Raw genomic sequence first — 13,377 nt, 5'->3', positions numbered from 1 at the left:
TTGGTAATTTCTCATTCATAACTGATCTGGTTTGTCCGTCGGCTGTCGTTTTGCCCTCGGTCTGTTGTGTTTTGAGTACAGGTCCAGATGCGGATTCCGGGCGTCGTCAGTTTTTTGGTCGCATCGCTATGCCTTGCCGGCTGCTCGTCAACGGCCGGCGTCGATGCGCTGGATTTGCAGAAACCGTCCAACGAGACCACCAGTTCCGTGATCCGGCCGCCGGCACCGATCGCCGCTGCTCCGGCGGCAAGGGGCAACAGGGCGGCAAGGGCCGGATTGGCTCCCATGTCTGACAACGGTCCGGGGGAAAAAACGCGCCCGTTCGGCTTGGCGGAGGAGGAAGAGACGGGGGTGTTTGCCGCGCCCGACGTGCCTGATCCCCAAGTGCCTGATGTCGGCGGGCTGCCGGTCGAGCCGGCAGCCTTGGTGTCGCCGCCCAAGCTGTTGACCCGCGCGGCACCGGCCATGCTGGCCGGGCCGCTCACCCGTTACGGATTTCGCGACGCCAAGCCGATCAATTTCGGCAAGGGTTCGCCTCGCCGCCTTGCAGTGCACGGCGTCGACGTCTCGCGTTGGCAAGGCAACGTCAACTGGGACAAATTGCGGGCCCAGGGCGCCAACTTCGCCTACATCAAGGCGACCGACGGAGGTGACCACCTCGATCCGATGTTCATGAAAAACTGGCGCAGCGCCGACGCCGCCGGCTTGAAGCGCGGCGCCTATCATTTCTTCTACTGGTGCCGCACGGCCGGCGAGCAGGCGGACTGGTTCATCCGCAACGTGCCCAGGGTCGAAGGCGCGCTACCGCCGGTGATCGACGTCGAGTGGAACGGCGAGTCCAGCTGCAAGCGGCGGCCGTCGCGCGAAAAGGTGCTGGAAAAGATGCAGGTGTTCATGGACAAGCTGGAGCGGCATTACGGCCAGCGGCCCATCATCTACACCGCGCCCGATTTCTACCGCGACAATCTCAGAGGCGAATTCCTCGACTATCCGTTCTGGCTGCGTGCCGTGGCCCAGCATCCGTCAAAGGTCTATCCCGGCCGCAAATGGCTGTTCTGGCAGTATTCCGGCTCCGGCCTGTCGCACGGCGTCACCGGCCGCATAGACCTCAATGTCTTCCATGGCGACGAACGGCAATGGCGCGCCTGGGCCGGCGGCCGGCAGACGGTAGCCGACGCCAACTGAGACAGTCGTCAGTCCCGGCGCACTTCGCTCTGCCTGATGTCCGCGGTCTGGGCAACGCGACATCGGGCTGCTCGATGGACACGCTTCCGCCGGCAGCATTGGCTGAGGAAAGTGTCCGGCTCTTTGACCGACATGGACGCATGGGAGGAAAAGATGGGTGTGTCATCGGAGGCTCTGGCACAGAGCCGTCAAACGATCAGCGCTTACGAGGATTATGCGGAACAATATGATGCCATCGTGCGCCATGCTCCCAACGAGAGGGAGCAGGCATCGCTCAAGCGCCTGGTGGCAATCGCCGGTACAGGCGGCCGGATTCTGGAAGTCGGGTCCGGAGCCGGATACGACGCGGATTTTCTGGAGACTTTGGGTGTCAAAGTCCGGCGCACCGACGCGACCAAGCGGTTTCTGGAACTGCAGGCCGCGCGTGGCAAGCATGGCGAGTTGCTCGATCTCATCACCGATGATCTCGGCGGCCCCTACGACGCGGTCCTGGCCCTGTGCGTCCTCATCCATGTGCCTCGCGTTGAGACCGACCAGGTGCTTGCCAAGATAGCCGGGTCGCTGCGCCCGGGCGGCGCCTTCCTCGTCTCGATGCGCAATGGCGACGGCGAGACATCAGGCGAATATCATACGGTCTACTGGTGCAGGGACGACTTCGCGGCCCGTCTCGAAGGCGCCGGGCTCGTCCTCATCAGGGACGATTTCAACGTCGGCCGCGATAGCGAAGAATGGAACACGTTCCTGGCCGTGAAGCCTGCATGACGCGGCGTGGGCTGTTGCCGTTTGCGCTGCTCAGCCTTTTCAGATTTGCGAAAATACAAGACATTGCCGCCGCCATGCTGTCTATGTGCGAGTTCCTGCACTCCTGGGGGGAGACGAGTTGGAACTCAAGATCATGCTTGTCGGCTTTGCGTGCGTGGTCGCGGGCGCGCTGTCGTTCATCACCTTCATGAAATGGCGAGAGGTGAAAGCGCTCAGCCGCTGGCTGCCGACGCCGGGAAAGATCATCTCGTCGCGCGTCGAGGCACGTGAGGTCAGAAACTCGGGCGTTGGTTCGGACAGCACTGACACCACCGAAATGCGCAATTTTCCGGCGATAACCTTCGAATACAAGGTCGGCGGCAAGAAATTTCAAAGCTCGCGCTACAGCGTGAAAGAGAATTTGGGGAATTTCGAAGTCGCTGAAACCCTTGCCCAGTTTCCCCGCGGCGCGGAGGTGACTGTCTTCTACAATCCGGCCGATCCGAGCAAAGCGGTGATCGAGCGCACCCTGCCGGACGGCGCCTTCAAGTTCATGGTCCAACTCTCGGCCGGCCTAGTGTTCGGCGCGGTTGTGCTGGTGTTTTCCGTCGGCGGTGTTCTGGAAGCGATCGGGCCGCATTTGCCCAAGCCGCAGAATCTCGGTGCCGCGGCGTTGCTGCTTTTTATGGGCTTGTTCATCCTGAGCATGGGTTTCGCCCAGAAAGCGTTGGCCGAGCAGGCGGCAAAATGGCCGATCGTGGTTGGCTGCATCGACACTTCAGGTCTGCAGGCGCTCCGAAACCATTCAGGCTATGGCCGCTGGCGCACCGTCTTCAAATCCCGAATCGTCTACTCCTATGGCGTCGCCGGCCAGCGCTACAGCGCCGATCGTGTGGCCTTCGGCGCCACCGTGACTGCCTCGCTGCCGGGCCTCGTCGGCGGCCAGGCACGGCAGTATGTCGAAGGCAGCAAGGTCGACGTGCACTATGACCCCGCCAACCCCGGCTCGGCGGTGCTCGAATGCCGGGTCCGGGGGCTTTGGCTGCTATGGCTCTGCTCGGCAGGCTTTCTCGGTGGCGCGGCCTTTCTGCTCGGGCTGGTTTGAGCGTGCCAGCCGACTTCCCCAATGCCAATCCAGACGGCTCCTCATGGGATGCCTTTACCTAAACAGGATGCAGCGATGAATAGCGCCATGAGATCGATCATCTGGGCCAGCGCCCTGCTTGCATCCGCGACAATGTCCGCGATGGCAGACGAACCGGCACCGTCGCGCCCGCCGATCGACAAATGCGTCTGGGAAAGGTTGTCTGACAAAAATATCGGGCTGGCCGCCTGGGCGCAACGCTGCGACTTCGGCTTCCGCCAGATCCATTTCGAATTCGCCGACAACGCGCTTGCCATCAAATACAGCGACGGCGGCGCGGCCGATCCTCTCGTCGAACTGTTCGACATCATATCAGGTGAAACTGCCGAGGCTGCATTGCGCCGCCTGTTCCTGGAAAAAACCGACAAGACTGTCAGCGCCCGCTGCGTGCTGACGCCTTACACCGAGAGCACAGTACCCGCCGGCGTCAAACGCTACACATTCAGCCCCGACGCCGCCTATGCGAAAGAGCTGAAAGCACTTGCCGATCCCAACGAGATTCCGGAGCCGCCCTGCGGCGTCTGGGGCGAAATGCCTGACGGCGTCCAGTATTTCGAGGTGCCGGCGGATGAGGGGCACAGCCTGCTGTTTGTGCGCATCGGCCAGGACGAGCCATTGTTTGACGAGCAGACGCTTCGCGTTTTGCGGAGGGGGTGAGACGCGCTTTCTCGCCAGGTCAGGCGGATTCGGTCATGGCGCCGATCCGCCGGTAGACGAATGGTTCTTCTCTCGAAGGGGCTGTGGCAATGCGCTTGGCTTCGTCGATCAGCATTGCCATGCGAGCATGGACCGGCGATTTCGCGCAAGCCGGGTCCGTTGCAGCGGCATCGCCGGCGATCGCCATCGCCTGGCAGCGGCAGCCGCCCCAGTCGATCTCGCGCCGCTCACAGCCGCGACAGGGTTCCTGCATCCAGTCCGTGCCGCGAAAGGCATTGAACCCCGGTGAATCGGCCCAGATCGAGGACAGCCTGCGTGGTTCGAAACGCTCGAAGCTGAGCGACGGGATCGTCTGTGCGGCATGGCAGGGCAGTACGGTGCCGTCAGGCGTCACCATGAAGGCGTCCCGCGCCCAGCCGCCCATGCACGGCTTGGGATAGATCGCGAAATAGTCCGGCGTCACAAAATCGATGTTGATGATGCCGGCCAGTCGCTCCTGTGCCTCCGCAACGATCTCCGCCTGCCTGTCGACCGCTTCACGCTCGGGCATCAGTTGGTCGCGATTGGTCAACGCCCAGCCGGCATACTGCACATTGGCGATCTCGAGCCTCTCCGCGCCCAGCGAAAGGGCGAGATCGATGAATTCCGGCACTTCCTCGATGTTATGGCGATGGATCGGTGCGTTGATGGTAAGAGGCAGACCGGCAGCGCGTGCGCGGCGTGCCGTTTCCAGCTTCTTTTCGTGAGCGCCCTTGTGGTTGCCGATGCGATCGGTGGTCGCCGGCCGCGCGCCCTGAAAGCTCAGTTGCAGATGGTCGAGGCCGGCTTCGGCAAATGCCTCGATACGGCCCTCGACGATGCCAACGCCCGCGGTAATCAGATTGGTGTAGACGCCGCGCCCCGCAAGCCCTGCGATCAATTGCTCGAGGTCGCGGCGCAGTGTCGGCTCGCCACCGGACAGATGCACCTGGAGCACTCCCAGATCGGCGGCCTCCGAGAACAGGGCGAGCCAGGTCTCTGTGTCGAGTTCGCGATTGGCCTTCAGCAGTTCCAGCGGATTGGAGCAATAAGGGCATTGCAGCGGGCAGCGATGCGTCAGTTCCGCCAGCATGCCGATTGGAGGGAGGAGGGGCGTGCTCATAGCCTCACCAGCAGCTTGTCCGACCATTCCTGCAGGAAGGCGATGACGTCGGTCGCCACGGCCTCCTGTTCGGCCTCATAATCCGCGGCAAGGCCAGCAATGATATCGCCTGCCGTTGACCGTCCATCGCAGCGGCGCAAAATATCGAGACTGACATCGTTCGGCCAGAATATCTTTTCGGGTGAAAGCACGGCGAATGCCTGCCGCACGGAATCGTACTGTATGCGCACGTGCTTCGGCAGCGAAGGTATCGACTGCAGCGACACCACGGCTCTTTCGCGCAGCGCCATCATAGGGCTGCCTCGGGCTGGAAGGCGCCGGGCGGTATGTTTCCCTGCTCGCCATAGGCGTGTTGAAGCGCATCAAGCATGGCCCAGAGTATATCGCATTTGAACACCAGTGCATCGATTGCCTGCTGCTGGCGCTCCGCCGTATCGGCATGGCTGAGCACGTAGGCGAGGGCGAAGTCGGCGTCACGCGAGGCCTGTTCGGGCCGTTGCCTGAAATAGGCCAGTGTATCCTCGGTGATGTAGTCGTATTTGGCCAGCATTGCCGGCACCCGCTCGCCGATGATGAGTGGCGAGAACATCTCGGTCAGCGAGGACGCGACCGCCTCGAACAACGTCCGGTTTGTGCAAAAGGAAAGGTAAGCGCCCACCGCGAAGCGCGTCGCCGGCAGTGCCAGCCTTTCGCTCTTCACGGCCTCGGCGTCCAGGCCGAGCGAAGTTGCCAGATGCAGCCAGCGCGCGATGCCGCCGCTCCAGCCGTCCTCGCCGTCATGATCCTCGATCCGCTTGCGCCACGCGGCGCGAAACGCTGGATCCTCGGCATGCACGAGGATCATGGCATCCTTGCGGGGGATGACCGCCTGATAGCAATAGCGGTTCAGCGCCCAGGCCTTCATCTCGGCCTTCGACAATGCGCCGCTGGTCATCCTGTGGTGAAAGGGATGGCGATTGTGATAGCGCTCGGCGCCAACCTGCCTCAGCACGGCTTCGAGAGCGTTCGTGGAGAGTCCGCCTTTGGCTGCATCGCGGAAGTCGCTCAAAATTCCACCTCAATACCGTCGCTTGCGATTTCCCAGCCTGCCGCCTTGACCGCCGCGTGCTCGGCGGAGTTCTCGTCAAGGATGGGGTTGGTGTTGTTGATGTGGACGAAGACACGACGGCCGACCTTCACATCGGCCAAGCCGGCGATCGAACCCGATTCTCCCGAGATTGCCAGATGCCCCATGCGCGCGCCGGTTTTCTGACCGACGCCGGCAACGATCATCTCGTCGTCGGTATAGACCGTGCCGTCGAACAGAAGACAGGCGGCATCGGCGAGACGCGCGCGCAAGGCCGCATCGATGCGCGCGCAGCCTGGGATATAGAAGACGGAGCCGCGGCTGCCGATGCCGGCAATTCGGACTCCGATCGTATTACCTGCGTCGGAGCTGAAATTGGCATCCGGATGGTCTCTATCCTCCAGATAGAGTGCTATCTTCCCGGGCACTGGAAAGGGCTCGATCATTACGCCGGTCTCGCGGCCTTCTGCGTCGCAAATGGCCAATTCTTTCGCCGGCGGCAGGATGCGCCGCGGCACAAGCGCTGGATCGAGAACGTTGAAAATCGAATTCGCCTCCAGCGTCGCCAGAACCTGCGCCGTTGCATAGATGGCGAAAGGCTGCCGCTCGCGCAGGCTGAGCAGTCCGGCGATATGATCGACATCGGCGTTGGTCAGCACCACCGCGCGAATAGGCGTCGAGCGCAGCGGCGCATCGCCCGCAGGCTGCAGTTCAGGTGTTGCAGCGATTTGCTGGCGAATGTCGGGCGAGGCATTGAAAAGAACCCAGCCGAACCCGTCCGCCGAGGCGGCGACACTTGACTGGGTTCGTGAATGCACGCCGGCCATGCCGGTGCGAGCCGCACGACTCAGACTGTAGTTGCAGTTCCATTGCGGAAAGCCGCCGCCCGCCGCCGATCCGATGATCCTCAAATGCATGAAAATGCCCGCGCGCCGGCTTCTCTGACCTGCAGGCAATTTGCAGTCACAAAAAACGCTTCGCGCGCTTTGCGTGCGTCAAAATCTTTCACGAAAATCCATGGGGCGAGGGGATGCGCGCCCCTGTCGCCAAGGACGCGCACCTCTGCGGCCTACTTCTTGGGAGTAATTTCAGCAGGCAGATACCGTGAAATTTCGAAGCCAGCGGCAACCTGACACATGGTCGGTTTTTTCCAGTTCTTCTTCATGACATTTCTCCTCTTATACCAGCCCGAAGGGACCGATCCTGTCGTTAGCCAACCATTGCAGGGCACCGACGCAATGGCTCGTCCATCAAGTCTCAAAATGGACAAATGAAACAATAGGTTTTGAAAAGTTGAAAACAAACTATCGAGAATAATTGCAGTCCTTACTTTAATTGTTCGTTGTGTAGGGTTTTTTCTCCTCCAGTGGAAGGTTTGCATCTTCCCACCCATCAGCGCCTAGCGGATACCAGATTACCGAACTGTAGCCCCACTCGACGGCCCGTTTCGCCGCATTCCACGACATCCAGCAATTCGTCATGCAGTAGAACAGAATCGCGCGCGACTTGTCCGTCCCGGCCTTGGCCTCGAGGCCTTGGCGAAAATAGCTGGCGGTCTCCTGCGAAATAGCGCCGTATCCCACATTGGCCAGCCATATGCTGCCGGGGATGTCCTTTCTGACCTTGTCCCTCCATATGGTCCCTGCCGGCAAATTGGTCGGTTTGGGCGTGTCCGGCATCACGTCGAAGAAGATCGCCTTTTTCGCCCGCCACAGCGCTTCCGCTTCCACCGTCGTCACCACCCTCGCGCCTTGCAGCGTCCGCGGCACCGGCGCCCGATAGTCGTCCATCCGGAAACCACTGGGTTCGGCGACATCGCCAGCCCATGTCGGCTCGGTCAGACCCAGAAGGCTCGCGGCGACCAGCAAGAAAATAGTCTCCCTTCCATTCATTGGGTAATCAGGTTGTCGTGTTCGTCGATCAGCGGCACGTTATAGCTCAGCAGGATCCTGGTGATCTCCGCCTGGTTTTCCCTGATCACCCGGTTGAGCGTCCGCTTCCATTCCTGGTCGGACGGACGTACGCCCATGGTAATGCGGTAAGACATGCGCGAGCCGGTTTTTTCCTTCACCAGTGGAACGATCGTCACATCAGCTCCGAGTTCCTTGGCATAGTAACCTGCCATCGGTCCCCACAGCACCGCCGCATCGATCTTGTGTGCCAGCATGTCCTTGATCATGACCTCCCCCATGGATGGGGTGACGCGCGTATCCACCGCAAGCGGATAGATCTTGGCGGTCCGCAGGAGCTTGTTGGCGGCCATGTTGGCGGTTGGCGGCGTGCTTTCAACGACGCCGATCGTCTTGCCCGTGAGTCTGGAATCCTCGATCGTTTCCACGCCTTCCATATCTTTGCTTTTCGGATGCACCAGCACATAGGCGGAGCGATAGTAGGCGTTGGTGTTCTGCACCAGCTCATCGCCCTGGGCATAGCCCATGATGATGTCGCATCGGTTGGCCCCCAACGTATTGCGCACGAAGCCGGTGATCGTGGGAAACCAGGTGTAGGAGACGGACTTGCGCCCGGTTTTCGCGGCAACCAGCTCTGCCAGCTTGTTTTCGAATCCTTCGCCGCTCTTGTCGGTGAAGGGCATATTCGAGGGATCGGCGCAGACGCGCAAGATGTCGGGGTCGACCAGTTCTCCCGCCGCACCAAGGCCGGCGCTTTGCGCATGCGCATTCGACGGCAGCAAGGCGAGCGTGCCGAGGATCGGCAGAACGACGCGCAGCTTCAATGCATCGCGGCCAATCATGTCACCCACCCATGCAGGATGCTTCGGCATCCTTCGCCGCCTGGGCCTTGTCTTCGTGCTTGGGCGGCCGTCCGCGGGGCGCCGCGCCATCTGCGCGCGCGCGCAGGTAGATGTAGAGGTCGTCCATGTAGCAATAGACATTCTTGTTGTCGCCAAAGGCAGGCATGACGTTTTCCTTGCCGCCGCCGACATTCTTGCGGCCCTCGGCGACGATCGAGAGGAACGTGCCGTAATCCATGTTTTTCAGGCTGTTGACCAAAGCCGGCGCATAGCTCGAACCTGTTGCATCCTGTCCGTGGCAGACATGGCAATCGGAGTGATACCGGCGGTAGCCGCTGAACGTGTACCAATCGACGGTTCCGTTTTCGATCTTGTAGGTCGGATTTCCATCCGCATCCAAATACTTGCCGCCTTCTTCCTTCACCGCCTTGGCTTTTTCCATGCTGTCGTCGGCCTGGGCGACGCCTGAGCTTGCCAGAGGCAGCAGAGCCAGGACCAAAGCCGAAATTACAATGCGAACGGACATTCAAACTTCCTTCATTTGCCAATGGACACGGTTTTGCTGGCGCGACCGGCATTGATCGGTGTTTTGGGTGCGTAACCGAATCGAGAGCCCGGCCATGGCTTCCGGATGATCCGGGCTCTCGTTCTTCAAGCCTTTGGTCTCACAAGACCTGAGGCGTTCTCAAGGTTCCCAGCGCATCAATCCGGGAGACCGAAGACGGTGAGCTGACCGCCCAGCGTCGTGTAGTCGGCAAGTGCCGCGTAGCCACCGACGGCACCAAGACCAGCGGTGCCAACGACGGCGGCCTCATCGCCTTGGGCACGGCCCTGATCGACGGCGCCATGCCAGGCAGCGGCGTTATCAGGCGAAAGCAGGCCGCCTGCCAGGCCAATACCTGCCCAACCGCCAACACCCGACAGAACGGCGATGTACTGCTTGCCGCCCTGCTCGTAGGTCGTGATGTTGCCGATGATGCCGGACGGGGTCTTGAACTTGTAGAGTTCCTTGCCGTCCTTATCGACCGCCTTGATGTAGCCTTCGAGCGTGCCGTAGAAGACGACGTCGCCATCCGTGGCCAACGCGCCAGACCACACCGAGAACATCTCGGGCTTCGACCAGACGATCTCACCCTTGGCTGCATCCCAGGCAATGAAGTTGCCCATGCTGCCGTCGCCGCCAGGGGCCGGGTACATCGACACGGTGGCGCCAACATAGGGCTGACCGGCGGTGTAGCTTACCTTGTAAGGCTCATAGTCCATGCAGACATGGTTGGTCGGGACATAGAACAGCCCAGTCTTCGGCGAGTAGGCGGCCGGCTGCTGGTCTTTGGTTCCAAGCGCGGCCGGGCAGATGCCGGTCGAGTTGGTGTCTTCGCCGTTTTGCTGGGTCGAATATTTCGCCACGACCTGCGGGCGGCCATACTGATCGCTCTTTGGGTCCATGTTGACTTCGGTCGCCCAGTTCACAGCCGGATCGTATTTTTTGGCGACGAGAAGTTCGCCGCTGGCGCGATCCATGGTGTAGGCAAAGCCATTGCGATCGAAATGCACCAGCACGTCGTGCTTGGCGCCGTTGACGTCCATGCCATCGACGAGGATCATCTCGTTGATGCCGTCATAGTCCCATTCGTCATGCGGGGTCATCTGGTAGAGCCATTTGGCAACACCCGTGTCCGCATCGCGGGCCATGATCGTCATCGACCAGCGATTGTCGCCGGGGCGTTGTACGGGGTTCCACGTCGAGGGATTGCCGGTGCCATAGTAGACCAGGTTCAGCTTGGGATCATAGGAATACCATCCCCATGTCGTGCCGCCGCCTGTCTTCCACTGCTCGCCTTCCCAGGTGTTCGTGCCGGAGTCCTTGCCCACCGGCTTGCCGAGATGCGTGGTCTTTTCGGGATCGATCAGGGTGTCTGCGTCCGGACCTTCCGAATAGGCTTTCCAGGCGAGTTTGCCATCTTTCAGATTGTAGGCGGCCAGCCAGCCGCGAACGCCGAATTCGGCGCCGGAGACGCCGATGAGCACCTTGTCCTTGACGACGACGGGGGCAGCCGTACCGGATTCGCCTTTGCCGCCATCGGTCTGGTCACCGTTCTTGACCGACCAGACGACCTTGCCGGTCTTCGCGTCGAGGGCGACGACCGTGGTGTCGGCCTGATTGAGAATGATCTTGCCGTCACCATAGGCAACACCGCGATTGACCGTATCGCAACACATGATCGGAATGACGTTGGGATCCTGCTTGGGTTCGTATTTCCAGAGGATCTTCCCGTCATTCTTGAGGTCGAGCGCAAAGACATTGTTCGGGAAAGGCGTGTGGACATACATCACATCGCCGATGATAAGCGGTCCACCCTCGTGGCCTCGCAGCACGCCGGTGGAAAAGGTCCACTTGACCTGCAGGTTCTTCACATTGTCCGCAGTAATCTGGTTGAGTTTGGAATAGCGGGTGTTGGCGTAGTCACCCGTCTGCATTGCCCAGTTCTTCGAATCCGAAGCCAGCTTTGCAAGGTCCTCGTTAGCCGACGCCGTATAGGCCGCGCCGAGCGACAGAAACGCCGCAGTGGTTAGAATATAGGTAGCTTTCGTAAGTACACGCATCCGAATTCCTCCCGAGGTTCATAGTGATGAATCATTTGCTGAGCCCACAAGGGCTTGCCCAAGCGATTCACGGGGGGGAAATATTTCCGGCAGCGTGTCACGACCTAAGCCAGATGTGCAGAGGGCACCGTTACTGCCCACCTCACCTTGGCCTACGAAAGACTGTCGCCGCTCCCTAATGACGGTGACGCCCTTGAAGCCGGAAACAGGGTGAGGCTATGTCATCGCAAAACGCTAGGCAAGCAAAAAAGCCTGGGTGTCTTTTGCACCGCAATATCGTAAATGATGCGGTGCAATATAAGGAAATAACTAGGACGGTATTTGTTAGATAAAGTATTTCTACTAGCTAAGTAACGGTTGGCCGCATAAAATTTGATTATTTTTTGAGTTTTACATTTCACCTAAGCAAGGATTTTATTTAGCGGTATTCACTTCGAGGTCCCGACCTGGCCATCTACGTGCTGCATGGGGAATCGATAGTGGGCCAAGCATGAGATGATCGTTGGAGTTGGGGTGTGGAGCGGGCCATCAGGCCGCCATGCGGAACCACGGTCGATGAGTACCGCATTCCTCCTTTGGTCGTATACGGAAGCCATGGGCGCTTGACTGACTCTGCGGCTCGTTGCCAACTGCCACGGTGATCCCGACATGGCACATCGCGCCCAGGCTAACCGGAGGTTTTCCCATGATCAGATATGTTGGATTTTCGACCTTGCCGCTGCTCCTGGCCGCGCCGCTGGCCTTCGCAAACCCGGCGGGCGCCGCGGGAGATTACCCGACAGCAACGATTGCCGATTACGTGCTCGGCTGCATGCAGACGAACGGCCAGACACGTAAGGCGCTGGAAAGCTGTTCCTGCTCGATCGACGTCATCGCCTCGATCCTTCCGTACGACCACTATGAGAGGGCCGAGACTTTCAAGAGTATGTCTTTGACCACAGGCGAAAACGCTGGGCTGTTTCGCGAAAGCGCACCGGCGAAGGCCGCCCGTACCGAATTGAAGCGCGCGCAGTCGGAAGCCGACGTGCGCTGCTTTTAGAGCCTGCTCCCTCCGCAAGCCGGATGGAGTTCCATCCTTTGCCTGGACATGATCCTCCCGAAATGAGCTTCACTTCGGGGATCGAGCTGGCAAGCATCCGGCATTACGGCGCAAGAGGGATACTTCAGAGACCTGCTGTCTCCAGGGGCCACTGATTGCGGAATGTTTTGCCATCCGTGTCGGTCGCTTCCACCTGGATTTCGCCGTTGCCATGCACGGTGAAATCGAACCGGAAATTGGGGTCTTCCGAAATCGATATTCCACCTTCCATGGAGAGGATCGGCCGGCCTGCTTGCGAGATCGACAGTTTCTGAACAAAATGCGCCGGTATGAAATACTGGGTCAGCGGATCCCGCTGCAGGCCCGAATTGTTAGGATGCCGGATCATCAACTGCAGTTCCTCAGTCTTGGTCATCGTCTCTTTGGGCGGGAACTGGCGCAGCTTCATCTGACCCATCGTCGCGTTGGCCTCGTCCTGGTTCTTGACCGCAGGGGCGGAGCATCCGCCTGATGCCTTGACGAAGGTCTGCATCATATGGAGCTGGCCGCTCTGCGTCTCAGCGATGGCACGCAGATAGGAATAGTCGTTGACGCGCACGCGCGTCGACAGATGCGTCACGCCGGCATCCTTGCCGAGCTGGAACGTTGCCGCCACCGGTGCAGGGTTGGCATCGATGATCAAGGTAACGGATTTGATGCCGTCCGGCGCCTTGGCTGGATCGAGATGGATGTCGACGGGCACGATGGCGGCATCCTGCGCCCGCTTCGGCGCTTCGATCCTGACGACGCCGGTATCGACCAGAATTGCCCGATCGCCGAACACGTCGCCCTTCAAGTCATGCCAGATTCTGTCCGAGGACGCGGTTGTTTGCTGTGCGCTGGCGGTTCCCGAGGAGCCGAGCAGCGTGCCGATGGCCAAGATGATCGCGACAAAAACGGATGCGAGCGGCAAAGCGAGCTGCCGGCTCGAGTAAGCGTGATTTTGCATTTCGATGCCTCCACCAATGCCGAGAGGTGGTGCCCAGGCTGGCGTTGAGGATAAGCCTTT

General features: G+C 60.3%; 15 protein-coding genes. 5 read left to right on the top strand and 10 right to left on the bottom strand.

Going from position 1 to position 13,377, the window contains the following annotated elements:
- Nucleotides 1-11 precede the first annotated feature (11 nt).
- Nucleotides 12-287 (bottom strand): hypothetical protein, encoded by a 276-nt coding sequence (locus tag AC0L24_RS11095; RefSeq protein ID WP_245481745.1) that lies wholly within the window; start codon nt 285-287, stop codon nt 12-14.
- On the opposite strand from AC0L24_RS11095, the gene AC0L24_RS11090 reads away from it, so the two are divergent.
- From AC0L24_RS11090 to AC0L24_RS11075, 4 genes are all read left to right on the top strand, one after another.
- Complete coding sequence (locus AC0L24_RS11090; protein WP_372337994.1) at nt 175-1,185, top strand: glycoside hydrolase family 25 protein; 1,011 nt, start codon at nt 175-177, stop codon at nt 1,183-1,185. The genes AC0L24_RS11095 and AC0L24_RS11090 overlap by 113 nt on opposite strands.
- A 153-nt stretch (nt 1,186-1,338) precedes the next feature.
- On the top strand, nt 1,339-1,947 hold the full coding sequence (locus tag AC0L24_RS11085) for a class I SAM-dependent DNA methyltransferase (protein ID WP_127810622.1): 609 nt from the start codon (nt 1,339-1,341) through the stop codon (nt 1,945-1,947).
- A 118-nt stretch (nt 1,948-2,065) separates the two neighbouring features.
- Nucleotides 2,066-3,031, top strand: coding sequence for a DUF3592 domain-containing protein (locus tag AC0L24_RS11080; RefSeq protein ID WP_245481743.1), 966 nt, complete (start codon nt 2,066-2,068; stop codon nt 3,029-3,031).
- A gap of 75 nt (nt 3,032-3,106) precedes the next feature.
- Nucleotides 3,107-3,727 (top strand): hypothetical protein, encoded by a 621-nt coding sequence (locus AC0L24_RS11075; RefSeq protein ID WP_127810621.1) that lies wholly within the window; start codon nt 3,107-3,109, stop codon nt 3,725-3,727.
- A 19-nt stretch (nt 3,728-3,746) separates the two neighbouring features.
- On the opposite strand, the gene pqqE is transcribed toward AC0L24_RS11075, so the two are convergent.
- The 8 genes from pqqE to AC0L24_RS11035 form a co-directional block, all read right to left on the bottom strand.
- Nucleotides 3,747-4,868: a pyrroloquinoline quinone biosynthesis protein PqqE gene (gene pqqE, locus AC0L24_RS11070; protein ID WP_127810620.1), complete on the bottom strand. Its 1,122-nt coding sequence runs from the start codon at nt 4,866-4,868 to the stop codon at nt 3,747-3,749.
- The gene (gene pqqD, locus AC0L24_RS11065) at nt 4,865-5,158 is read right to left on the bottom strand and encodes a pyrroloquinoline quinone biosynthesis peptide chaperone PqqD (protein WP_292141135.1); all 294 of its coding nucleotides are present in this window, start codon (nt 5,156-5,158) and stop codon (nt 4,865-4,867) included. The genes pqqE and pqqD overlap by 4 nt, the downstream gene beginning before the upstream one ends.
- Entirely contained in the window at nt 5,158-5,916 is a 759-nt protein-coding gene (gene pqqC / locus AC0L24_RS11060) for a pyrroloquinoline-quinone synthase PqqC (protein ID WP_127810618.1), read from the bottom strand. Before pqqC ends, pqqD begins: the two co-directional genes overlap by 1 nt.
- On the bottom strand, nt 5,913-6,851 hold the full coding sequence (pqqB, locus tag AC0L24_RS11055; RefSeq protein WP_127810617.1) for a pyrroloquinoline quinone biosynthesis protein PqqB: 939 nt from the start codon (nt 6,849-6,851) through the stop codon (nt 5,913-5,915). The genes pqqC and pqqB overlap by 4 nt, the downstream gene beginning before the upstream one ends.
- 414 nt (nt 6,852-7,265) lie before the next feature.
- Entirely contained in the window at nt 7,266-7,826 is a 561-nt protein-coding gene (locus AC0L24_RS11050) for a PQQ-dependent catabolism-associated CXXCW motif protein (protein WP_127267403.1), read from the bottom strand.
- Complete coding sequence (locus AC0L24_RS11045; protein WP_164873994.1) at nt 7,823-8,686, bottom strand: quinoprotein dehydrogenase-associated putative ABC transporter substrate-binding protein; 864 nt, start codon at nt 8,684-8,686, stop codon at nt 7,823-7,825. The genes AC0L24_RS11050 and AC0L24_RS11045 overlap by 4 nt, the downstream gene beginning before the upstream one ends.
- Before the next feature lies 1 nt (nt 8,687).
- Entirely contained in the window at nt 8,688-9,212 is a 525-nt protein-coding gene (locus tag AC0L24_RS11040; protein WP_127327544.1) for a c-type cytochrome, methanol metabolism-related, read from the bottom strand.
- Nucleotides 9,213-9,388: 176 nt separating this feature from the next.
- Nucleotides 9,389-11,164 carry a methanol/ethanol family PQQ-dependent dehydrogenase gene (locus AC0L24_RS11035; protein WP_473563715.1) on the bottom strand — a complete coding sequence of 592 codons (1,776 nt, stop codon included), beginning with the start codon at nt 11,162-11,164 and terminating at the stop codon, nt 9,389-9,391.
- 811 nt (nt 11,165-11,975) lie between these two features.
- Here AC0L24_RS11035 and AC0L24_RS11030 point away from each other — a divergent pair.
- Nucleotides 11,976-12,329, top strand: a complete 354-nt coding sequence (locus AC0L24_RS11030) for a hypothetical protein (protein ID WP_127269861.1) — start codon at nt 11,976-11,978, stop codon at nt 12,327-12,329.
- A 124-nt stretch (nt 12,330-12,453) separates the two neighbouring features.
- On the opposite strand, the gene AC0L24_RS11025 is transcribed toward AC0L24_RS11030, so the two are convergent.
- Nucleotides 12,454-13,317: a quinoprotein dehydrogenase-associated SoxYZ-like carrier gene (locus tag AC0L24_RS11025; protein ID WP_128288650.1), complete on the bottom strand. Its 864-nt coding sequence runs from the start codon at nt 13,315-13,317 to the stop codon at nt 12,454-12,456.
- Nucleotides 13,318-13,377 lie beyond the last annotated feature (60 nt).

The sequence above is a fragment of the Mesorhizobium sp. WSM4809 genome, from assembly GCF_055811655.1.
This window is presented reverse-complemented; position numbering and strand designations above follow the sequence as displayed.